Source organism: Paenibacillus sp. EKM301P (assembly GCF_011800295.1).
Classification (GTDB): domain Bacteria; phylum Bacillota; class Bacilli; order Paenibacillales; family Paenibacillaceae; genus Paenibacillus; species Paenibacillus polymyxa.
In genome coordinates this window covers 1,006,985-1,030,052 of sequence record NZ_JAALFM010000001.1, presented here as the reverse complement: position 1 = coordinate 1,030,052, position 23,068 = coordinate 1,006,985, and the positions used below count along the sequence as shown (strand labels likewise).

The 23,068-nt window shown below is 43.7% G+C and carries 22 protein-coding genes; 15 read left to right on the top strand and 7 right to left on the bottom strand.

Features of this window, described 5'->3' with window-relative positions; genetic code table 11:
- Nucleotides 1–52: 52 nt before the first annotated feature.
- The 10 genes from HFD99_RS04645 to HFD99_RS04600 all read left to right on the top strand — a co-directional run bounded on the left by HFD99_RS04645 (nucleotide 53) and on the right by HFD99_RS04600 (nucleotide 10,811).
- A complete protein-coding gene (locus HFD99_RS04645; protein WP_025365550.1) occupies nucleotides 53–1,303 on the top strand; it encodes a PTS ascorbate transporter subunit IIC in 1,251 nt (416 codons plus the stop codon).
- Between the two features lie 74 nt (nucleotides 1,304–1,377).
- On the top strand, nucleotides 1,378–1,719 hold the full coding sequence (locus HFD99_RS04640) for a cupin domain-containing protein (protein WP_016821893.1): 342 nt from the start codon (nucleotides 1,378–1,380) through the stop codon (nucleotides 1,717–1,719).
- 153 nt (nucleotides 1,720–1,872) lie between these two features.
- A complete protein-coding gene (locus HFD99_RS04635) occupies nucleotides 1,873–2,316 on the top strand; it encodes a HEAT repeat domain-containing protein (RefSeq protein WP_016821892.1) in 444 nt (147 codons plus the stop codon).
- A gap of 273 nt (nucleotides 2,317–2,589) precedes the next feature.
- Nucleotides 2,590–4,350 carry a cache domain-containing sensor histidine kinase gene (locus tag HFD99_RS04630; protein WP_167440813.1) on the top strand — a complete coding sequence of 587 codons (1,761 nt, stop codon included), beginning with the start codon at nucleotides 2,590–2,592 and terminating at the stop codon, nucleotides 4,348–4,350.
- Nucleotides 4,351–4,352: 2 nt separating this feature from the next.
- The gene (locus HFD99_RS04625; RefSeq protein WP_017426798.1) at nucleotides 4,353–5,153 is read left to right on the top strand and encodes a response regulator; all 801 of its coding nucleotides are present in this window, start codon (nucleotides 4,353–4,355) and stop codon (nucleotides 5,151–5,153) included.
- 136 nt (nucleotides 5,154–5,289) lie between these two features.
- Entirely contained in the window at nucleotides 5,290–6,633 is a 1,344-nt protein-coding gene (locus tag HFD99_RS04620) for an extracellular solute-binding protein (RefSeq protein ID WP_017426799.1), read from the top strand.
- A 26-nt stretch (nucleotides 6,634–6,659) separates the two neighbouring features.
- Nucleotides 6,660–7,541: a carbohydrate ABC transporter permease gene (locus tag HFD99_RS04615; RefSeq protein WP_017426800.1), complete on the top strand. Its 882-nt coding sequence runs from the start codon at nucleotides 6,660–6,662 to the stop codon at nucleotides 7,539–7,541.
- Between the two features lie 55 nt (nucleotides 7,542–7,596).
- The gene (locus HFD99_RS04610; protein ID WP_045244276.1) at nucleotides 7,597–8,478 is read left to right on the top strand and encodes a carbohydrate ABC transporter permease; all 882 of its coding nucleotides are present in this window, start codon (nucleotides 7,597–7,599) and stop codon (nucleotides 8,476–8,478) included.
- A gap of 529 nt (nucleotides 8,479–9,007) precedes the next feature.
- Nucleotides 9,008–10,186 (top strand): hypothetical protein, encoded by a 1,179-nt coding sequence (locus tag HFD99_RS04605; RefSeq protein WP_123797508.1) that lies wholly within the window; start codon nucleotides 9,008–9,010, stop codon nucleotides 10,184–10,186.
- A 112-nt stretch (nucleotides 10,187–10,298) separates the two neighbouring features.
- Nucleotides 10,299–10,811 carry a stalk domain-containing protein gene (locus tag HFD99_RS04600; RefSeq protein ID WP_031462000.1) on the top strand — a complete coding sequence of 171 codons (513 nt, stop codon included), beginning with the start codon at nucleotides 10,299–10,301 and terminating at the stop codon, nucleotides 10,809–10,811.
- A gap of 1,048 nt (nucleotides 10,812–11,859) precedes the next feature.
- Here the strand turns inward: HFD99_RS04600 and HFD99_RS04595 are convergent.
- The 7 genes from HFD99_RS04595 to HFD99_RS04565 are packed head-to-tail and all read right to left on the bottom strand — an operon-like array spanning nucleotide 11,860 to nucleotide 19,641.
- Nucleotides 11,860–12,333: an SMI1/KNR4 family protein gene (locus HFD99_RS04595; protein WP_123797507.1), complete on the bottom strand. Its 474-nt coding sequence runs from the start codon at nucleotides 12,331–12,333 to the stop codon at nucleotides 11,860–11,862.
- Nucleotides 12,334–12,351: 18 nt separating this feature from the next.
- A complete protein-coding gene (locus HFD99_RS04590; protein ID WP_123797506.1) occupies nucleotides 12,352–15,315 on the bottom strand; it encodes an HNH endonuclease signature motif containing protein in 2,964 nt (987 codons plus the stop codon).
- A 25-nt stretch (nucleotides 15,316–15,340) separates the two neighbouring features.
- Nucleotides 15,341–15,820, bottom strand: a complete 480-nt coding sequence (locus tag HFD99_RS04585; protein WP_123797505.1) for a DUF4280 domain-containing protein — start codon at nucleotides 15,818–15,820, stop codon at nucleotides 15,341–15,343.
- Between the two features lie 30 nt (nucleotides 15,821–15,850).
- Entirely contained in the window at nucleotides 15,851–16,480 is a 630-nt protein-coding gene (locus tag HFD99_RS04580) for a hypothetical protein (protein WP_031461995.1), read from the bottom strand.
- Between the two features lie 12 nt (nucleotides 16,481–16,492).
- Nucleotides 16,493–17,005 carry an imm11 family protein gene (locus HFD99_RS04575; protein WP_044787571.1) on the bottom strand — a complete coding sequence of 171 codons (513 nt, stop codon included), beginning with the start codon at nucleotides 17,003–17,005 and terminating at the stop codon, nucleotides 16,493–16,495.
- Between the two features lie 12 nt (nucleotides 17,006–17,017).
- Nucleotides 17,018–18,121, bottom strand: coding sequence for a pentapeptide repeat-containing protein (locus HFD99_RS04570; protein ID WP_123797504.1), 1,104 nt, complete (start codon nucleotides 18,119–18,121; stop codon nucleotides 17,018–17,020).
- A gap of 20 nt (nucleotides 18,122–18,141) precedes the next feature.
- Nucleotides 18,142–19,641, bottom strand: a complete 1,500-nt coding sequence (locus HFD99_RS04565) for a hypothetical protein (RefSeq protein ID WP_123797503.1) — start codon at nucleotides 19,639–19,641, stop codon at nucleotides 18,142–18,144.
- 248 nt (nucleotides 19,642–19,889) lie between these two features.
- Here HFD99_RS04565 and HFD99_RS04560 point away from each other — a divergent pair, with 248 nt between their 5' ends.
- The 5 genes from HFD99_RS04560 to HFD99_RS04540 all read left to right on the top strand — a co-directional run bounded on the left by HFD99_RS04560 (nucleotide 19,890) and on the right by HFD99_RS04540 (nucleotide 23,012).
- A complete protein-coding gene (locus tag HFD99_RS04560; protein ID WP_123797502.1) occupies nucleotides 19,890–20,852 on the top strand; it encodes a helix-turn-helix transcriptional regulator in 963 nt (320 codons plus the stop codon).
- A 109-nt stretch (nucleotides 20,853–20,961) separates the two neighbouring features.
- Entirely contained in the window at nucleotides 20,962–21,588 is a 627-nt protein-coding gene (locus HFD99_RS04555) for a type 1 glutamine amidotransferase family protein (protein ID WP_123797501.1), read from the top strand.
- A gap of 51 nt (nucleotides 21,589–21,639) precedes the next feature.
- Nucleotides 21,640–22,164 carry a VOC family protein gene (locus HFD99_RS04550; protein WP_123797500.1) on the top strand — a complete coding sequence of 175 codons (525 nt, stop codon included), beginning with the start codon at nucleotides 21,640–21,642 and terminating at the stop codon, nucleotides 22,162–22,164.
- Nucleotides 22,165–22,213: 49 nt separating this feature from the next.
- Nucleotides 22,214–22,726: a stalk domain-containing protein gene (locus tag HFD99_RS04545; protein ID WP_031461989.1), complete on the top strand. Its 513-nt coding sequence runs from the start codon at nucleotides 22,214–22,216 to the stop codon at nucleotides 22,724–22,726.
- A complete protein-coding gene (locus HFD99_RS04540) occupies nucleotides 22,707–23,012 on the top strand; it encodes a hypothetical protein (RefSeq protein ID WP_031461988.1) in 306 nt (101 codons plus the stop codon). The genes HFD99_RS04545 and HFD99_RS04540 overlap by 20 nt, the downstream gene beginning before the upstream one ends.
- Nucleotides 23,013–23,068 lie beyond the last annotated feature (56 nt).

The following is a 23,068-nucleotide window of genomic DNA, read 5'->3' as shown; positions in this document are numbered from 1 at the left end:
TAAATCGATTTAGTAAGAATGAAAAATATATAAAAGAAGGTCGGAGATCACTATGGAAATGTTTATGAGCATTATCAGGGAGCCATCCATCATTATTGCGATTGTGACATTACTCGGTCTCGTATTCCAGAGGAAGAAAGTATCCGAGATCATAACGGGAACCACCCTTTCTTTCATGGGCTTCACCATGATCAAGGTCGGCGGCGGAATTTTAGGAGGCGTGCTCACAAACTTCAGCCAAATATTTTCTTTTGCGTTCAACCTTAAAGGTGTCGTACCAAGTAATGAAGCTATCATGGCACTGACCATTGATCAGATCGGGGCGGATGCTGCACTCATTTTACTCTTTTCCATGATCCTTAACATCGTGCTTGCGCGCCTGACCAAGTTCAAGTACATTTATTTGTCTCTTCACTTGATTCTGTTCATGAGCTTTGCCGCTACAGCCGTTATGAAAGGTCTGGGTCTCAGTTCGCTGACTACAATCATCGTTGGTTCTTTGGTCATTGGGAGCTACATGGCGGTGTTTCCTTACCTGCTCCGGAATGCCAGCAAAAATATTATCAAATCGGATGAATATACAATTGCTCATGCTTCCATGACTTCTTACATTCTCGGTACCTATTTAGGAAAAGTTTTGGGCAATCGTGAACATGACACCGAAAATGTAAAAATAAATGACCGCATCAGTTTTTTGCGTGATCCCAATGTGGCAACGACCTTGACGATGCTGGTGCTTTTGTTGGTATCTGGACTGGTTGCTGGTTCTGATTATGTCAGCAAATTATCTGACGGCAAAGAATACCTCGTCTTTATCCTCGAACAATCAGCTACTTTTGCTGCCGGCTTGTATATCGCAAAAGCAGGTGTTAAGCTGTTCACGACTGAAATTGTACCCGCTTTCAAAGGCTTCTCCCAAGTGTTTGCACCTGGAGCAATCCCTGGGGTAGATGTTCTGGTACTGTTCGACAAATCACCTAATTCCGCGTTGGTAGGCTTCTTGGTCAGCTTTTTCACAGGTGTTGCCTGCGTCTTTCTTTTCCCGCTTATCGGACTGCCTGTTATTGTACCGGGGATCATGGCCTGTTTTCTCGCTGGCGGTGCAGCCGCGATATTTGGCAATTCCAGCGGTGGTTTTAGAGGAGCAGTCATTTCCAGTTGTCTTAATGGATTTTTGCTCTGTCTGCTGCCGGCTCTCACCTTGCCGCTCTTTTCTTTTTTGGGTGCCGAAGGAGTGACATTCGCCGATCCCGACTTTACTACCCTTTCCGGATTACTTTGGCTTATTTTCCGCTGGTTTTAAGCTAAACCGATTTATGAATCTTTAAAAATAACTCATCTTAAATAGATTGGGTTCTAAATGAGGAGGAATGATTCATGTTTTATTACGATCAAGATATTCAAATGGACACAGTAGACAGTAATACGACCCGGAAAGTGTTGGCCCACAGTGACCAGTTGATGTATGTCAAAGTGATGTTTGCTAAAGCTCAAACTGGGGAGATCCTGTTGCATAAGCATGTCCATGAACAGGTCACTTATGTATTGAAGGGAAGCTTTAAGTTCATGATCGATCATGGCGAAACCAAGGATGTGCAGATTGTTAAAGAAGGAGACAGCATTCATTTTCCATCTGACACTCTTCATGGCTGCATCCCGCTGGAGGATGACGGAATTCTGCTAGATGCATTTACACCAGCACGTGCGGACTTCTTATAAATTTCCTTACTAAGCAAGGCTCTTATTAAATTGGAATCCGCTACATTTCATTCTGATCTTTTTTAGAAGAAGACCTGCAAGTATGTTATATTTAACAAACGGCAATCGTGATAAACAGCAGTGTAGTGATTTTTAGAAAAGGATGAGATTATTTTGGAAAACAACGAAACTCAGCAGGAATTTGCAGAAGTATATGAGCAGCTTAAGGTGGCTGCAAACCGAACCTCCGATTGGAAAGCGCGTCTAGCTGCAGTGAATGATCTGGGTGCATGGAAGAACCAGCAGACAATTGACTTGCTGACGCACCGAATGAATAATGATATGGTATATGCTGTTCAGGAAGCCGCTTACCACAAGCTTCAGGAATGGGGAGAAAACGTACAGCCGCCTGTGCGCAAAGAGGGTGAGCTTGTTAAGGGGCTGACGAAGATTCTGGTGCGGATTAAAAAAAGCCTGCCAGCCGACCATACCTATAACGATTTTCGCGAGAAGCTGCACAAGATGAGAGTTGATATTTATGACGCATATGAAGGCGACAAGGGTGCTGAATTTGATCAGTGGCTGGAGCAAAAATGGGCTTCGTTATCCACAAGATAATGTCTGAACCCTGTCATTGAATGTAATGCTGAGGATTATTATTGGTAATGCAAACGAAGTCTTAACAAGGATAAGGTGTTATCTTTGTTAAGGCTTTTTTAATATACATCGTTATTACGTGTTATTATCAAACGTAATGAATCCAAAGAGTGCTGGCCGTTTTCATTAATCTCGCTAAAAAGATGCCAACAAAGGGGAACGATGCGCTAGAATAGAAAATAGAAAGCGCTATCATTATCAACTTTTCTGCAATGATTCAGGGGGAGAAGGCTTATGCGTTCAAGGTTCCAACCATTAAACACATTGCGTAATCAGATTTTTATCGGCTTTATATTGGTGATGCTCATTATGATGAGTGTGGCGGGGGCGTTCATTTACCTCAATGTCTCTGACCTGTTAAAAGACAGCGCCGAGCGGCATATTGGTCAGACCGCAGTACAAGCAAGTGGCAGACTGGATGCATTAATCGGCCAGATGGACAGCCTGACGGAACAAGTGGCGAATCATCCATCTGTTCAGCATATTTTGCTGGAGGAGCGCAATGGGGGCAAGGTGACTTTCGGACAGCGTCAATCGCTACTGCAAGTGATGCATAGCTATCAGGCCTATATGCCGAGCGTTGGCTCGCTGGAGCTGTATACTGCCGAAGGGAAGATGTTGTTTCCAATTAGAGAAGGCAGTCTGGAGGACCGTATCGGACAGGCGGACATTCGGGAAGCAAATGAGATGAAAGGCAGGCTGGTCTGGATCGGCATAGATCCTGAAAATCCCCAGTCGCTGCTGGCGATTCGGCAGGTGAGCCTGGTAGATCGCTGGTTTTCACGCGGAGGATATCTGATTACCCGCATGGACCGAAGTTATTTTGGGCTAAATGGTACGTCAGCGACCAATGAAGAAGCAAATGAGACCATGCTGCTTGTAGATCGTGGAGGCGAGCTGCTATCGGGTGAGCCTATGAATCAGACTAATTTGTTAGATGTATTGCACAGCAAGACACAGACGATTCATATTGGAGAGCGCGAGTATGTGAAGGCAGTTCAGCAATCGGAACGGACAGGATGGTCGCTGCTGATCCTCATTCCAGTTAGCGTCGTCACAGACGGAATTACGGTTTTACGGACGACACTTATTATTTCGGCGTCTCTTGGTGCCGTATTGTTCCTGTTCATGTCTTTTATGTTGTCAACATTGATTACCAGACCGATAGGTCACTTGATTCAGGCCATGCGTCGTTCACGGGAAGGGGCATTGGCCCTGAATCCAGAACCGGCAGCAGCGGTTGAACTACGGGAATTAAATGCAGAGTACAACACGATGATTGTCGATATCAATGAATTGATCCATGTCATTTGCGAGAAGGAGGCTTTACAAAGCCAGACCGAGCTTAAAGCACTGCAAGCGCAGATCAACCCGCATTTTCTTTTTAACACGCTGGATGCTTTTAACTGGTCGCTACAGGAGAAGGGAGAGGAAGAACTTGCCGGGCTGATGGTGTCCATGTCGCGGCTGTTTCGTTATGTGATCGAACCGGCTCACCATGACTCTTGGGTGACACTTGGAGAAGAAATAGCACAAGTCCGTCGTTATCTGGAACTGATGGAGATGCGCCTGGGCGAACGCCTGAGCTGGCAAATTCATATGCCACCAGAGGCAGCAAGAATTCCGCTTCCTAAGCTGCTGATCCAGCCCATTTTAGAAAATGCAATCTTACATGGTGTCGAAAATCGAATCGGCAATGGCCGTGTTGAAATTCGAATCACTCCTTCGGCGAGGTTGGGCTGGACTAAGATCGAGGTAGTAGATAACGGACCTGGAATGACACAGGAGGAACTTGCAGCTGTGCGTACAGCGTTGATGGAGGGATCTGCTTGTCAGAGCAAGGGAACTGGTATGGGACTGGTTAATGTGCAGCGCAGGCTTGCTCTCTATTATGATAGCGCATCTTATCGAACGGACGGCGTGCTGATCCACAGTGCTGTGCAGGAAGGAACTGTGGTCGCTTTTGAAATTCCTGATGAATACGGGGGGCGGTAGGAATGAGTTTTTCATCCAAGACTATTGTTATTGTGGACGATGAACAAAGAACACGTCAGGGGATACATCAGACACTGGAGCAGTGGGCCTCCGGGAAATACCGAATTATGACATCGGGGAATGGCCTGGAGGCATTACATATGCTGCAAGCGGAGAGGGTTCATCTGCTGATTACAGATGTCCGTTTGCCGGAATTCAGCGGGCTGGATTTAATTCGTTCTCTGGAACGGGAGTCATATCGTCCGGCGATCATTGTGATCTCGGGATATGCGGAATTTGATTATGTCCAGCAGGCGCTTCGTCTCGGAGCCGTTAATTACTTGCTCAAGCCGATTGATAAGCAGGAGCTGCTGAATGCGGTAAATGAGGCGCTTCAGCTGGAAGAGGAGCGGCAGCGATACAAGAAGCTGGACAAGCTGGCTGACCCTGTTCTGCTGGAGCTTGACCTCCAAACGGCTACGCTTAGCGATCCGGTACGGCAAGCCTTCGCCTATATGGCGGAGCATCTACACGAGCCCATTACGATGGCGCAGACTGCGGCGCATTCACACCTGAATGCGAGCTATTTTAGTGTTTTATTTAAGGAGCAAAGTGGTTTGTCCTTCAGCGAATATCTGCACCGGTTGCGGATTCAACGGGCCAAGGAGTTGCTGCTGCATACCCAGTTGACGATTGCCCAGATCGGCGAGCGCTCAGGCTACCGGACAGATAAATATTTTATTAAAGTATTCAAAGCGACCGAGGGGGTAAGTCCCAGCCGCTATAGGCAGCAGATGCGTAAAGGACCGGAGAATATCGACTGACATATAGGCTGCTCACAACCCAATAAAAGTGGAATTATACCCAATGAGCGTACCCTGTTGGAAGCAGGAATAGAGTGCTAAACTTACAAATGATAACGGTTACAAAAAATATAATTACAATAACGGAGGTCTAACGATGTCCAACAAGTATTCAGTTCGTAAGCGCTCACATCGAAAATGGGTTGCTGGGTTGACCCTGCTGCTGTCATTCATGCTAGTGCTGTCCGGTTGTGGTGTTGGTAAGGATGGTCAAGGCGGTTCCAGTGGAGCAGGGGGCAAGGTTACGCTCAAAATGATGCACCTGTGGCCAGAGGGAAGCTCGGCACAGCAAAGCAAGCTTGTAACTCAGATTATAGATCAATACCAAAAGGATCATCCGAATGTCGTCATTCAGCAGGAAGTGCTGGAAAATGAACAATACAAAAACAAACTCAAAGTGCTATCAGCTTCCAATGAATTGCCAGATATCGGTATCACCTGGGCAGCGGGCTTCATGGAGCCTTACGTTAAAGGCGGATTATTTACGCCGATGGATGACCTGCTGCAAGGTTCCAAGCTGAAGGACAAATTCGTACCGGGAACGACCGATGCCTATGCGCTGGATGGCAAAACGTATGCGCTTCCGATCGAATTGAACATAACACCCATTTATTACAACAAAGCCATATTCCAAAAATACAACTTGAAGGTACCTGCGACATTTGATGAATTTAAGCAGGTGGTGAAAACACTCGTAGATCATGGAGTTGCACCGATTGCATTGGGCAATAAAGATCGCTGGACGGGCTCGCTTTGGTACATGTATCTGGCAGACCGTATAGCAGGTAGCGAAACGCTGAAAAAAGCAATTGACGGCTCAGGATCGTTCGATGATCCTGGTTTAATTCAGGCGGCCTCCGAAATTCAGACGCTGGTGGATATGAATGCCTTTAACAAAGGATTTAACGGCTTGTCCAATGATGAAGGAAAATCCGAGTTTATGAACGACAAAGCGGCGATGTATTTGATGGCTACCTGGGAGTTGCCGAATTTTACGACTAATCCCGAAATTCCACAAGCGTTTAAAGATCAAATTGGCTTCTTTAAATTCCCGATGGTTGCAGGCGGCAAGGGCGACGAGAACAGCTGGGTAGGAGGTCCGGGAGTAGGCTTGTTCGTTTCGGAAAATTCCAAAGTGAAAGAAGAAGCCAAAGCATTCGTTGAATACTTCGTAGAAAAATGGGGAGAGCAATCGGTCACACAGGCAGGCGTTATTCCAGCGACAAAAGTGGATACCTCCAAAGAAAAATTGCCCAAGCTGTATGTCGATCTGCTGAATGGGCTGAACGAAGCCAGCAACATTACATTATTCGCTGATGTTCAGATGAAGCCGAATGCGGCACAGGTGCATTTGAATATGATTCAGGCGTTGTTTGGTAAAGCGGTGACACCGCAGCAATTTGCCGACCAGCATAAGGCTGCCATTGAGAAAGGAAATTGAAATTGACCACCTAAGGAGGTCTGACCGTGGAAAAGGTCATGTCCAATAAGCTCGTCATTGCTCTCTATGTGTTGCCTTCCCTGCTGTTGTTATTCGCCGTGATTTATGTGCCCATCGTACTGACCGGCTATTACGGTCTGAATCAGTGGAATGGAATCGGCGCTATGACTTTCGTAGGGCTGGATAACTATCAACATTTGTTCACAGACGCGGCGTTTTGGCAAAGTGCTTGGCATTCGCTGTTGCTGGCCTTGTTTTCAGGTATCAGTCTGATCGGTTATCTGGTCGTTGCGATGATTTTGTCAGGAAAAATCAAGGGAGCGAACCTGCTGCGGAAAATTTATCTGATTCCCATGCTGCTGTCTTCTGTAGCGATCGCTCAATTGTGGCTCAAAATGTATCACCCGACCAACGGAGTGCTGAATTCTTTGCTGGCGTCAGTCGGAGTTCACAACCCACCCGAGTGGTTAGCTAATCCGTCTCTGGTGCTGCTTGCCTTGTTCATTCCGATTATTTGGCAATATGCAGGCTTTTATATCCTGATCTATTATGCCGGACTGAAAAACATTCCCGAAACGCTGATGGAGGCTGCCCGCATCGACGGAGCCAGTGCCTGGCAGATTGCAACTCGTATCAAATTACCTCTGCTGCGCGAGGTAATTAATGTGACGATCATATTGTCGATTGTCGGCTCGCTCAAATATTTTGACCTGATCTACGTCATGACGGACGGTGGGCCGAACGGAGCCAGTGAAGTGATGGCTTCGTACATGTACCACCAGGCGTTCCGCAGCTTCGATTTCGGATATGGTAGCGCTACAGCCTTTGCTTTGCTGCTCATCTGTCTGGTTGCTACGTGGGTGATTCGCAAGGTGACCGCTACTAGTGACACCATCCAGTATTCATAGGACATTCATGTGTTAGATCAGGGGTAACAAAGGACAGGAAGAGGGAGGAACGGATATGAAAACCCAGGCAGCCGCCAACTATCCGCTTGGAGTCGCTACCCGCGGCAAAATGTTAATTCGGGTCGGTTATGCCGCTTTGTATATACTTTTGATCATCTTGGCGGTGACGCAGCTTTTACCACTGGTATGGCTGATGCTTTTCTCGCTTAAAAATAATCAGGAAGTGTTTAACCTTCCACCGTTCGCGTTCCCGTCTCAGCCGCATTGGGAAAACTATATGAATGTGTGGACCAGTGGCAATATCGGGCGGTATTTCTTCAATAGTGTATGGATTACGGTTATATCCGTGGCGCTGACCGTGCTGCTCGCCAGTTTTGTAACGTTTGCCATTACACGGATGCGTTGGAAAGGAAGCCAACTGGTCCTCGGGCTCTTTATGGTCGGACTCATGATTCCGGTCCATTCGACCTTGATCCCGCTATTCAGTATGTTTCTCAAACTGCACTTAACAGACACTTCAGTATCCATCATCCTGTCGTATGTCGCTTTTAATCTACCGACCACGATGATGATTTTGCTGGGCTTCTATTACGCCCTGCCCCGTGAAGTGGAAGAAGCGGCCGTTATGGACGGCTGCTCCGTCAACCGGATGTTCTTCCGGATTGTGCTGCCCATGACCACCCCCGTCATGGCAACGACGTCTATTATTAATATGATCTACAACTGGAACGAGTTTATTTTCGTCAATACGTTCATCAGTTCGGACGAAAATAAAACACTGACCGTCGGCGTTCAAAACTTTATCGGACAATATACGACCGACTGGGGAGCGATCGGAGCCACGTTGATGATCAGCATTTTGCCCATTTTGCTCGTGTTCCTCATCATGAGTGACCGGATTGTGGAAGGAATCGCAGCCGGGTCGGTTAAAGGGTAAAGCAAATTCCCCTGATTAGAAGAGCACCCCCTAGTGTGACATTGGAACAAGCCTCTTGGTTTGTCCGATGAATGCTAGGGGGCATTTTTTTGTGAGTTTAGTTTGTGGTGAAGGGAATACATAAATGAATCAGTGCACGTTTAAAGTGCAATAGGCGTAATTGCTACAATTAGAATGCTGATGCTTAAGGACCTTCTTAGAAAATAAATAGTGAGCAAACAAGAAGGGGATGAGGCTATGTTAATTTTGGTAAGTAGATCTTTATCTCCTAATAAACATGAAGCCTGTTGTTCGCTGGCGAGCTTAACTGACCAGTTTTTTAAATGAAGTTAATAGAAAGATAGAAGCTGGTACATTCTATTTTTTTATATATACAAATAAAAGAAAAAATAAAAATATTGATTCTGTAAATGTTATCCACTATAATGCACGTAGTGTTATTTTTATGAATAAATTTCCATAATTAAAGAAACGCTGGCCAGCTTTCGATTATAGCATTATATTAAAATGTGGAGAGTGAGTTTATATTATGTTAAAAAAAACTAAGATTACTCTTTCTATTCTACTTATGGCTGTTTCCATTCCAAGCTTGGCTGCAAATGCTCAAGGTCAAGAACCTTCGTCGAATGAGTTTAACCAATACATTAAAGACGCTATTGAGCAAGAAATCCAACTGGCGGCTCCTGCGGCTGCAAAAGGAATATCAACATTAAGCAACAAAGATTTTGATCATTCTGTTGATAGCCTTTTGGAAAAAGGAGTACTTAAACAGGATACAATTCAAAAAATCGAAAAGTTGCAGGATGCCGAAGTGGTTATATTGAATATTGACGAAACTGGCGATCTGGTTGATGCTACTTCTTCCAAACAAGGAGATATTAAAGACCAATTTGAAAAGAAAGTTACCGATGCAACTTATAAAAGCGATGAGCTGGGCGAGAGTAAAGTGAGCGACCATAAAATTACCCTTCAATCTACTTTATCGAATAGAGGCAATACTGCTGGAAAGGAGACAGGAGCATTTCATCGACTTCAAACGCCAGCTAGCAATTCATCCATCGTGTATAATGGTGTAATGGCAGATTCTATCACCCTACCAACTTACGATATTGCAAATGCCGATGATGATAATGAAGCTGCTTATATGTATACAGGAATAGATGGAGTCGCGGAAGTTGGGTTTGAGGGTTTGAGATCTAAGACTACTCCAGCCGGGTGGTATCCTGTTTTCCATGCAAAGGTACTCCATACTGTCAACGAAGGAGATGACAACGGCTATAGCCAGCCGAATTCTAGAGATATAACCTATGTTTATAGATCTAAAAGATTTGATAATGGTGCTACTATAAATGGATACAAAGTATTTTACTATGCTGGAAAATCTGATGAGCCTACTTTAACCATTAGAGAGCAAATTAATTATTCCAATATCTATGTGGTTAAATTTAATGGACTGGGTACGACTGGACGGTCTGTTAAGAGAGTGACTGCTATAGCTATGAATGGAGTATCAAATAGTGCTACTTCTTTTAAGCATGGATTCACATCTGCTATTTGGAATAATATGCGCTTTTTAGTAAATAACAGCGCTAGCGCGAAATATCCCCAAAATGTAACCAATTTAAATGATGATGTGTGGGATCATGGTGGAAGAATTGATTATACGAATAGTAATAGTGTCGAGAAGTACTCATTCTATGCCCGATAAAATATAATATTACAACATTCTAAATGTAATAATTGGAAATTTAGTTTATTGGGCAGTTGATCCAAAAAAATCGAAGAGGTTCTGGTTAATGAATGGAGAGAGGTGATACACTATGTTAAAACGTATAATTTTGCCCTTAGCTTTTATCTTTGTGTTCCTTTCTTCTGTCTCAGTTGAGAGCGCACATGCGGGATCTAAATTTAGTTATAATGTTGAAGTTTCTGTAAATAACAGCACTTTGACATTAGATCCATTTAGAGAGAAATCCACAAACGAAAATAATAGCATTTTGACAACAGACGTCAGTCCGTATATAGAGAGAGCCACCAACACAGTATATGTCCCTATTAAATTCATATCTGAGGGCTTGGGAGAGTCTGTCTCGTGGAACAGACTTAAACAAGAAGTTACAATTAAATCGAAGAATGGTACAATTATACGATTAACCGTGGGTAGCAAAATTGCATACGTGAACGATGAAGAAAAGATGATGCCAAGTGCTCCCGATATGCCGGAATATCCAAATCGGGTTATGGTTCCTCTTAGATTTGTTTCGGAAGTTCTAGGAGCTACAGTAAATTCAACTACGATCAATGGAACATTACATGTTGACATTAAGAAATAATGCTTGATAGTTTAATGGGTAACAAATCAATTGCTCTTAAAGTCTTGTTGTAGAGTTTGAGGAACAATAATAAATTTTAATGTCTGGTAAAAAAAGTTTGGAACAGAGGGGAAATTCCCCACGTCTTTATACTGAAACCCGCTCATTGAGCGGGTTTTTGTTTTTAATCACTTTTAATTTTAGACCAAATGTAGATATGAAATATTAAGGCATCGAGTTTGGTGACCGATCTGACGTAGCGCATTTTCCATCCCGTAGTTTTAGTGTGTGTATGCTAACTCTGTTGGGGGGCAAGCATTATTTTTAGCTGGAAGAGGCTATTCCTAACTCATAGTCAAGTTAATTTGTGTTTGTTTTAACGGTAGTCATGTATGATCTTGTCGCTGGGGTCGCAAACATCTTTACACCATAATATAAATAGACGCAAGTGATAACTTCATAATATGTCCATCTCAATTATTCTTCTAACATATCAAGAAAACTATTTACATTATCAGCGATTTTTTCTGTAACTGGATCATATTCGTCTGACTCCTCATTGTACCAAATACAAATTACTGGGTCGGTCTTACTTTCGCTAAAATCTAGACAAATGAAATCATCTACGCATAATTAAATTTCTATCTGGAAGAGGGAAAATTATACTTTCATTCTGTATTTTCGAAATATTTCACCTCTCAAATTAATGTCGTGGATCGTCTGCCCAGTTTCCTTTTGTTCTTCCCCCATTATGCTTGGTGATGTTATGAAATACCTAATTGGACTAGGGCTAAGACAATAACAAAAACAAGCCAATGATGGTAGTATCTAACCATAATGACCTGTTCAGTGTATTTGTTAAATAGGATATCCTTTTTTAGCACTTTCGTGTGTACATTTCATCTCTCAATTTATTTGAGGAAGTTTTGTAAAACATTCCATTATATCATCAGTAGCACCTTCAACACTTCCAGCCCCTGCAAAATTAGGTCCACTTGGACTTAGACGCCCGACTTATTTGGGCTGGGTGTAGTCTATTCATCACGTGCTAACATGAACTAGAAAAACACTACTCTTTTAGCATTTCAAAAAATTCAGATATATTTGGGGCGACCCTTTGTGTCACAGGAGAAAACTCCTCCGACTCTTCATGAAACCAAATAACTACAGTAGGCTCTTCCGTTTCTCTAAAATCCAAACAAATAAAATCCCCTGAAAAAAGCGCCGCAATAGGAACTACATTCATCCCCACTAAATCTTCGTTATCAGTTAATCTATCACCTATTTGAGTAATAATAACTTCAATATCATACCATCCATTAATAGGATCAGCTTCACCATCATTCAATATACAAAGAAATTTTTCAATTATATATTCATGATGACCAAAACTAAACACATTCGTGATAGGTACAACTCCATTATTTTCCTTAATAAAATTCCTATAAGTTTCAGGAAATGAGACTCTCAAGCTTCGCTCAACTACATTCAATAATTCGTCGGTTGGTAATGGAAAAACAATTGTATTAACATCCAATCTCACTGTTTTCACTCCCTATTCTTATCTTTTAGCATGTGCCCAACCACCTGGAGCCCTTCCACCCTTATGATTTATGGAATTATGTATTCCAAAAGGTACTAATTCCATTCTACCGTCAATTTCAGAATGATGCCATGTTGTTCCAGGTGGGCGTGTTCCACCTGGAAGTTGTGAATCAAGCCATTGGAACTGTTTAGGATCAGATTTCTTCCAATAGTCTTTCGGCAACTGTAAAATAACAGGTTTCCCCTCTAACTTTATGATTAAATCAGCTTTCTCAAAATCAGGATGTCTTGTACCAGGCTTCATAGGTACATCAGGTATTTTCTCTAGTTCTTTCGCTCGTTCTCTAATTAACTTAATTTGCTTTTGTGTTAGAGTATCTCCCCCTGGTACATTTCTCCACTTCCAGGGGACGTTTGAGTTAACTTTCTCTGCATAAACTGTAGCAAAGTCATCTAATACTTCATCAAAATTCTTATTACCTGACAAGAAACCATCAATGTTTTTTAAATATGGTTGCTTACTACTACCACTGCCACCTTCTCCCGTCCCCTTAGTGCTCTTACCCGTGTACTCTCCTGATTCTAACGCATCAATCTGTTTTTGTCTCTCAGGCGAAATTTTTGCACCAGAACCTTTAGAATGTGGGACATCAGGACCAGGATCATGAAACCGATAATGGCCTCCAGCAGTTGTGAAGATGGGTGACCTTTTAGTCAAACGGATATTCATCTTTCTAGATACACTTTGCAAGTAACTCCCCAAGGATTCAAAATTGGTTGGAAAACGGATGGCATTCGTTTTGAATTTACCATCTCCAATCTTGGCCAGAGCAGAGTCGGCCTTTGCTGAATCTCCGAATAAACCCGGCGCGCCACCTTTACTGGCTTTCTTATCCTCAGTTTCCTTGAGTCCCCTAGATAAGGAGGCTTCTTCTTTCCCCAACTTTCCCAGCTTTCTAACTAACTTTGTGCCGCCTTTAACAAACGCATAAATGTCTGCAACACGTTCAACGGCCTTGATGCTGTCGTATCCTGCATCGTAACTTTCCTGTTTGGTATCGGTCAATGGATTAGGGAAGAAATTACTCAATTTTCGCTCAATCGGATCGGGTATGCTTTTTATGCCATCCCATACAGTTCCAAGATCGTGAACCACATCTTTCTTTGTTTTCTTCCCCTGGAATGAATCGGCAATATAGTTCCAGCCAAACTTCGCACCGTTCTTAATACCCTCGAGCGTCTCATTGCGCTCCAGAAAACCTTTACCAGTGTAATTTCCCGGCATAACAAGAGGGGTCATTACCATGGTCCCCATATCCACTATATCGACAACCGAGTCCCATACACCGCCTATAAATTCCAAACCCGCATCCCATTCTCCCTTGAGGGTGGCACCTACGTTTTCTTTAGCACGAGCTCCCATTACGCCTTGGATTCCCTTTTCAGCGACTTGTTTCTCAAAGTCAGATAAGATCGGATCTGGGTAGTATTGATGGAGGGAAGCTTTAAACTGGATTTCCGAACTCACGCTGTTGACTTCCTGTTCCAAATCAAGCGTATCCGTTGTTGTATTCAAATGTAAGCCGTTGGTTCCTTGCAGCAGAATACTACCTGCCGAAAGACTAAGACTGCCAGCGGCTTGAATTTGTACACGTTGGGTGCTGTTCAGGCTGACACCGTTATGGGTATTCATGGAGATGTATAGTGATCCTTCCTGCGCACTCATCGAAAGCTCGGAGTTCCCTAAGGAAATTTCTTTTCCTTGTGGATTTGCAAAGGATTTAACCCCAGGATCGGCTGTTTTACGCTGGTGACGTTCTGTAGGTGATTCGATCACCGCACCTTGAGCTGCGTGAGATGAAGAGACAGCAACACTAGATGGTTTCGTTCGGACCGATTGTATGACCATCGCATCGTCTTCGTCTGCACTTGGAAAATACAGCTTCACCTGTGCACCCTTTTCCGGCATCAGATACCACACCTGATTCCCTTCTGCAGAATAGGGGAACCACTGGGCATCCCTTGGATTTTGATGACCGTCTATATTCAGATGCAATCGAACCTGATTCCGGCTGACCTCCAGTATTTTTCCTTCGATAGCCGCGCCAATGATCGTTCGATTATAGATTTTAGGGACCTTCAAGCCCGCCGACAGGGCGCATTCATACGACCAAGTCATCAAGCCACGAATCAATTGACCCTCACGTTTGGTGATGACGTAAGTTTCGTGATTGCGTTCAACTTCATCTCCCAATTGCAGCATTTGATCCCACTCAAAGGTATACCGAGTGTAATCTCCGATGTTTGCAGATCTCCAGCCGTTCGCCTCCTGATCCAGATAGGGAGCGATCTTGCGTTGTAACGAAAAAGGGACCTCTTTCAAATGAATATGCTGCCTGGCTTGCGGGATTCCGATCCAAATTTGCGCATGGTGTGAAACGATGTTGGGGACGAGCAGGGCTCCCACATGCGAAGCCAGCCGTTTTAAAAAAGTCCAATCCGTCTCCTGATATTGCATGATAAACTGGCCTGTCGCTTTTTTCTCAAAAGCTTCATCGATCTTATCCGAGCCTTTATAATCGGCCAGCACTGCATCTACAATCCCCACATATTTTTGATTGATATGTTGAAAGGAACGATTTTTGAGCTGCGTATCCAGCTTGAAACTATGAGATATGATGTCGAGGGTTACCAAGACCTCCTGGTGCGTGTGCTCCACATCTACGCAGTATAGTTGCCCTATGAATAAGGGATGCTTCTGATCTTTGGCATCGGAATACCATAGCTCAACTTCGTCGTCGCTACTTGCTTTAGTAATGATCGTGTCTGCTTGATTGCCCTCCAAGACGCCCGTGATCTTCAGTCTGGCATGTTCTCCGAGCTCGTGATTCATATGGACATTACGAAGACGCAGCTTGCCATAGGGCCAGGTAACATGTAGATGCTGATAGGTAAAACGGTCTTTCGCTACGATGTTCATTCCTGAATCTCCTTGCTTGATAAAGTCAACTGTCTTGCCCGTCATCGAGAATCGAGATGATGCCCCCACCACTAGGTCCTATCGCAGAAGAGAGGGTACCATCATCACTGGGGTCTATCATGAAATTGAACGTATTAGTCAGAACATCTTGGCAGCTACACATTAAGGTCGAATTGTTGAGTAAGGCGGGTGCCCCCTCGATCAATACATCTTCTTTCCCACCGGTCCACTTGGACCCAAATGCAATCTCAGGTTCGCAAGGAAGACCATGCTTCAATTTACACAGACCAAAAGCATTGATTTTGCTAATATTGGCTCCACAAATGGCATCGTCCACGTTCAGAACGGGTTTATCTTTAATGAAGACACCGTGGCTGTACATCATATTGAGTACACCAGGGTCTGTACCTTGACTGCACTGTAACTTGGCTCCTCTCACCACATAGGAATGTTCTCCGCTGAGCGCACCCTGGGCCAGAGCTTTAATAAGTATAGGTAAAAACATATAAGTACCTCCTTGGATAAAGGTATAGAATCAAGTAAGCTCCGACCATGTCGCAGTGTGCAGCATGGCATAGGTTAACGGGACCCAGAGCGAAGCATCCTCCAGCTTAAATTGGCAACTCCCGATCACAGCTTTGCCACGCCAGGAACGCACAAAGACAATCTGATAATAGGGAGAGGGGGAAACTAGAAAAATAGCTTCATAGCAGCCAATGATGGTATCTTGAATAGAAAGAGCCTTTTCATCCACAAGCTTCATACTTGGTTGTGCGCGACTCGTTTGCTCAATTAGCTGTTGTTGATAGATTTCTATTTGCGTAGGGTCAAGTGCTTGCCCGCTTTGGTGCAGACCGAACAGGATTCCCCCCAGCTTGTCCTGAACAACGAAGCTTTTCGACGAAGCTACCGTCTGTCCTGCTCGAACTTCTGGAATAAGAGAGCCAGGCAGAGAAATGGTGAGTTGATTTTCAAAGACAGGAAGGGTTTGAAACCGAATTTCCTGTCCATCTGCCAGCGTTAGTGAGCCTTTCGAAATTCCCTTCATCGCTTCTTCAATAGATATCATCATCCAGCTTTCATCGTTTTCTGCTGTACTTAATTGCTCTTTCAATATTTGTTGGTGATGCAGTTTTAAAAAAAATTCATCCCAATGCTCCGTCAAGGTTGAACCTCCTTATAAGAGTTCTAGCTTTTGTAGCTGAAAACCACTCAAGCTCCGCCGCAGCAAGCTTTCAGCCGCTTCCAAGCTAACGATGAAATAAGGTTCTCTCACGTTGGAGAGTCGGAAAAAATGGTGTCCATTCACCTTTTGACTATCCAGCACAAGTCGTTTTAGGGTTTGGTCGTGCGGATAAAATTCAGTCTGCTCTGAAATGCCATCCACAGAGGGAATGGATAAAATCCAATATAATTCCTGACGGCTAGGTTCCCGGTTCACGATATACACCTGCTTAAAACGAGCTTGTGTATTGTATAATTCTAGAATTTGTTTCATAGGATCGGAAAATAGTGGTTGTGAGGTTGAAAACGGGAGCCAGTCCGTATACTCGGCATCTTCTGTCGCATGAATATCTAAAACCTGAGCTGGAGGCATACCAACGAATGGCGTTTTAAAAAGGTCTAAATTCATCGGTTCCATGTTTCGGGATACACGATGATCATCGACCAGCACATAATAATGGCGCATACATATTCCTCCTTATTCCGCCCACATAATGGATTGACACTGTGCTTCGCTTAGTTTCCAATGTTGTTGGTACTTTCGCGGGACAAGGGTTCCTTGCATCGAAGCCCCCTCAAAATACGCATGTTCAAACGAATGTACATTCGTAAAATCGGCCCCATCCAGGATGGAGTGTTCAAAATGAAGGCCACATAACCCCGGAACCCGAACTCCATGTTCCCGATAAGGCTGTCCGCTGGCACCGCAGAAATGGACACCCTTTAGATTGCTATATCTAAAATCTGCGTCGGTCAGTAAGCATCCCTGAAAGCTAGCTCCTTCTATATTTGCTCGTTGCCAGCTGCTCCCGATTAATATACAGGTATGGAACCGGCTTTCCCGTAAGTCACTAAGGCTAAAATCGTTATAACGCAAATCTTTTTGCATCAGCTGAAGATGGGGAAGAGTGAGCCGCTTTAGGTTTTCGTAAACAAAGGGTTCTTCTTCACTGGAGTGAATCAATTGCTCTCTCACATGATCTGCAAGAAGTGCTTCCTGATCTTCGACGTATAGATTCTCGCTGATATCCATGTATTCGCCCGTTCGGATGACTACACGATCAGCTTTATGAATAGCGAGATACTCAGGCATTTGAACCACTTCTGCCATGCCTAAGCGCAGGAGGGAGTTCACAAACTGGTGAAACAAAGGAGCGGATTCCAACATCAATCGTTCAACGTCCACTGAAGTGATCGTCCCCATATATATTTTTCGTTCCTGCTCCAAGGCTTCCAACATGGTACTCATCGGTCCATAAGCCCATGATGCGTCATAGGTTAACTTGCAATCGGAATCATCTTCGTACCATTCAGCAGAATAAGCTTCGACCATATACAGGTAGGATTGCTCCAGCATCTGAGTGCGTAAGAACGAATAGTGAATATATCCAATGGGTTCTTTTTGACCTTGTTGCTGCATGTTCAAAATGTGTATACACAAATCCCTGAACGATTCTTTGAAGTCGGAGATCAATTGAGCTTGGTAGCGGTGAAATATGGCTTCCAGCCTGTCCAACTGAATGTCCAGCAAAGGTGTAAAATGATGCTCTTTAAAATGGTGTAATGCCGCTTGTTTATTCATCTGCTAGTTCTCACCTTCCGTTAGTTCATCTTAATTTCCGTGCCAGAGAAGGTGGTTTTGTCATCCAACGTGATCGTGTTGCCTTTACCAGACAGCTCAATTTTTCCGGCGGAAAGCTGGATGTTACCGGAACTCATAACAATATCCGAAGCCGCGCTAATACTCACATTTTTTCCGCTTACAATATCAATGCCTGTTTTATCGTTAATGACAATGGACATGCCATTGCCAGAAATAACGATTTGATCTGGGGCGAGCATGATTTCTTTGCCGTATTTGGTTCGCAGCGTCTTAATGGCAGGATCAGCCATTCGATCTGGCGCAGGAGCTGCCGCAGACAGTGCCGAAGAAGACTTTGATCCAGCAGACGAAGCAGAAGCTGTGGCATGTCCAGGAGTAGTAGATTTTCCCCCGGAAGGTTGTGGTTCTCTTTTAACCGAGCTGATCGCATATCCCTCTTCTTCCTTATAACTGGGAAAATAGATGCGGATGCTGTCTCCATCTTCAGGCATGCAATACCAGCCCGTGTTATCCGCAGAGGCATAAATGGTAGAGTAGGGAAACCAGTAATCCGTGTTTGGATCTTGCTGATCGTCCATATCGAGCTGGGCGCGTACTTTGTCTCGGCGAACGCTCAGTACCTTGCCCTGAATGGAAGCGCCGATAATGGAACGATTGTAGTCTTTAATCGGACGTAAGCCGCTTCGTGGTGACAGCTTGGCGTTATGGGTCAGTACCCCGTCCTTCATCTCCGTTAGCACCTCAGCTACAATCAACTTATGACCTCGAAAGGTCACTTCGTAGCCAGGTTCCAATAATTTCTCCGTCTCGACCTCATATTGGATAAAATCCGCATCACGCACGCCAGGGATATGGTTCTCTGAGGCGGTTTGAAAATCCGCGACCCGTTTGGTGACTTTATAATTGGTAGATTGTATTTCGCCCTTGCTGAGTCCCATAGGTAGACCAAAATAAAACTTGGGAACTCCATAGCCCACTGCAGGAATGAGCGGAGAGTAAAAGTGGGAAGCCATCCGTTTCAGAAATTGCCAATCGGTTTCATCATATTGCATGATAAAGGTGCCGATGGGCTTCTTATGGGACACAACATCCATGGCTTCTGCTTTGGAATAGTCCGATACAATACTTTCAATCAAACCCGTATAGGTGAGGTTAGGATTCTGGAAAGAGCGTTGATGGCGCTTAATATCTAACTCGTAGGTATGAGAGATGGCTTCGACGGTCAGGTAATGGACCCCGTGAACCACTTTTTCTTCCACATCCAAGGCAATGCCTCGAAAAAGGGGCTGTCGATTGCCATTTTTGTCTGTAACAAAAGCTTTGACTTGGGTTTCTTCGTCAGAAGCACGTACATACAGCTCTCGCTTTTTCTCTGAGATGATGCCTGTACAGATCATTCGGGCATGGTCATTGACTGTTTTTAAGATTTTAAGTTCATGAAGGCGGACGAACTCATAAGGCATGATTTCGATATGACCGTATGTCACGATATTTTCCATAGGTGTCTCCTTCTGTAGTTGTGTTTAAAAAGAGGAATTATAAATCCAGCATATGTATTTATCGGTTAAAAGAGAGAGTTAGTTTACAGAATGACCCATTCATTATGGTATTTGCTATGTGTAAATCTGGAATTAGAAGATATGAGAGGGAAGTATAAGATGGAAAAAAGCATATAATAGGTGGTAAGAAGAGTACAAAGAGTTATGTATAAAAGATTAGCTTTTAATGAGAGAGGAGGGTTCAGGTTATGCCAAAAAACGATAATATGCTGGCCATTTTATGGATGCTGAATTCGGGTGTAAAAATGACGGCAAAACAAATATCCGAAAAGTTAGAAATAAATATAAGAACAGTTTATAGGTATATTGACGCTCTATGCGCCAGTGGAGTGCCAATAATATCCGACACGGGTCATCATGGCGGGTATAGCTTGCTGAATAATTTTGTTAGAGCACCCTTACTATTTGATATGGCGGAAAAAAAGGCACTCCTTCATGCTGCTGTTTTTGCAAAAGAAGCTGGATCTCCTTTAAGTGAGGCATTAAGCAGTGCGACCTCAAAATTGAAAATGTATTCGAATCAAGAGCAGGAAAGTATACTTAGCCGTCATTTAGCCGGATTTGAAGTGATAAATCGCATGGGAGATCCTTCTCTTCAGCCGATATTGGCAGAATTGGAGCAGGCTGTAGGCAACGAATTTTCTGTAGAAATGGATTATCGCACAAGTCATGAAGAACAACCCAAGAATAGGGTGATAGACCCCTATGGAATGGTTTACTGGAACAACAAATGGTATACTGTTGCATTTTGTCACCTAAGGAATGAGATCCGTAGCTTTCGGGCAGAGCGGATTTTACAGATCAAGCGTACTCCAAACCTATTTAAGCGTCCTGAGGCTTTTTCGGCTCGTGAATTTTTTATGCAAAATCTGTTACCTGATTTAGTGGGCAAGGACGGTTTAATTTCTTTAATGATCGAAGGCAGGTCAGAGGCATTGGATGACTTATGTCTGCATTGGTTTTTGGGGCATCATTTGAAAGAGCGAACATCCAATCAAGCCATCTTTTGGCTTGAGGAAAAATCACTTCATACCTATGTCCCTTATTTAATCCTACCCTACGGGAAATCAATTCAAGTCATCGAGCCACAGAGCTTGAAGGAAAAGCTTGTTGCGGTTGCGTCGGAGTTAATGGAATATTATCAACGTTAAAAGCTTCACTGACAGCGGATGTCAGTGAAGCTTTTTTATAATGAGGATAATCATGGATTACCGAGAGCTGGTATCACTTGATAAATTATAAAATAAGGAGAACCTGTGAATGAATAGTACGGTATATCTTTATGTATTTGACACCATGGCAGACTGGGAGATCGGTTACTTAACTGCCGAACTGAACTCGGGGAGATATTATAAAAAGGGGCTGGGCCCATCCAAAATAGTTACTGTGGGAATGGAAAAGACTCCTGTAACTACCATGGGTGGATTGACAATCCTGCCTGACATCAAATTGGACGAGTGCAGTATTGAGAGTACGGATGCATTGATTCTACCTGGTGGAAATACATGGACAGAAACCATTCACCAACCGATCTTAAAAATGGTTGAGAGATGTTTAGAGGAAGGTATATGGGTTGCAGCGATTTGTGGTGCTACCATCGGACTTGCTCAGGCAGAGCTGCTGAATTCACGTTGGCATACAAGCAATGAACTGGAGTATCTTAAAATGATCTGTCCCACCTATACGGGCGAAAAGTATTACAAAATGGAGTCTGCTATAACGGATGGAAAACTGATCACTGCATCTGGAACGGCTCCGTTGGAATTCAGCGTACATGTTTTGAAAGCTTTGGGCGTGTTTTCTTCTAAAACATTAGAAGCTTGGTATAGTCTAAATAAGACTCGTGCATCCAAACATTACTATGAGTTGATGGATTCAATCCAATAAAGGGATGAGCATTAAATTGAACTGTTACGATCATTTAAAGGAGGAGTTAAAATGACTGAAAGCAGAGAATATGCGGGAGTGTCAGGCAAATATACAAAGAATGGAATGCCCAACGGCTTTACATCTATTACCCCGTTTATTACCGTGAAGAATCCATCCGAAGCAATAGAGTTCTATAAAAGTGTTTTCAATGCAAGGGTTAAGGATATTACTGTATACCCTGATGAGAATGGCAATACAATTATTGTTCATGCTGAATTAGACTTTGGAAATGGTTTTTTGCAGCTGGGAGCAGCGAATCCGGCATATCAATTGGTCTTGCCGCCAGATGGAGATAATGCGTGTTATTCTTTCGGAATTTACGTTATGAATGTGGATCAGGTCATTGAAAACGCGATAGCAAGAGGCGCGAAAGTAAGGGAACCCGTTACAAACTTTGTTTCAGGTGATCGATTTGCAAGTATATTGGATCCTTGTGGAGTAAGGTGGTCTATTATGACGAGGATTGAGGATTTGTCCGAAGAAGAAAGCAGTCGTAGGGTTGCTGAATGGGCCAAAAGCTTTAGTGGAGAATAACAGGATGTATTAGTGTTTTAAGTTGATAAACGAGGAGAGGTAATAAGCCATGTTAAAACGTATAATTTTACCCTTAGCTGTTATCTTTGTGTTCGTTTCTTCTGTCTCAGTTGAGGGCGCGCATGCGGGATCCAAATTTAGGTATAATGTTGAAGTTGCTGTAAATAACAGCGTTTTGACATTAGATCCATTTGGAGAGAAATCCACAAATGAAAATAATAGCATTTTGACAACAGACACCAGTCCGTATATAGAGAAATCCACAAACACCGTATATGTTCCTATTAAATTCATATCTGAGGGCTTGGGAGAGTCTGTAACATGGAACAGACCTACACAAGAAGTTACAATTAAATCGACGAATGGTACAATTGTACGATTAACCGTGGGTAGCAAAGTTGCGTACGTGAACGATAAAGAAAAGATGATGCCAAGTGCTCCCGTTATGCCGGAATATCCGAATCGGGTTATGGTTCCTCTTAGATTTGTTTCGGAAGTTCTGGGAGCTATAGTAAATACAACGACGATCAATGGAACATTACATGTTGACATTAAGAAATAGCGGAAGTGATGCTGACCGAGGTAACAGCTTGTCCAGAGCTCCTGGATCGTCGCCGGAAAACCAAGCGATTGATCTGGTTCATCCTTCGCAGGCGGTCTTGGAGCAAATCGTGCAGAGATTGTATGCTGCGATTTCCGTTCATCCTCACCATTCCGACCACACAGCGAACAGATCCCGGCGACGGGGGCTGTTCGCTGTCTCGGTCAATCTCGCCCTTGAATCTTCCATAAACGAAGCAAGAAGCCGAGTTCTGAAAATCATTGTATCGGAGATTGGAGGGATGTAGTCATTTGGATAGTTCTTGGCGTTTCTGCGCCATCGTCACGCGACCTTACAAGAGTG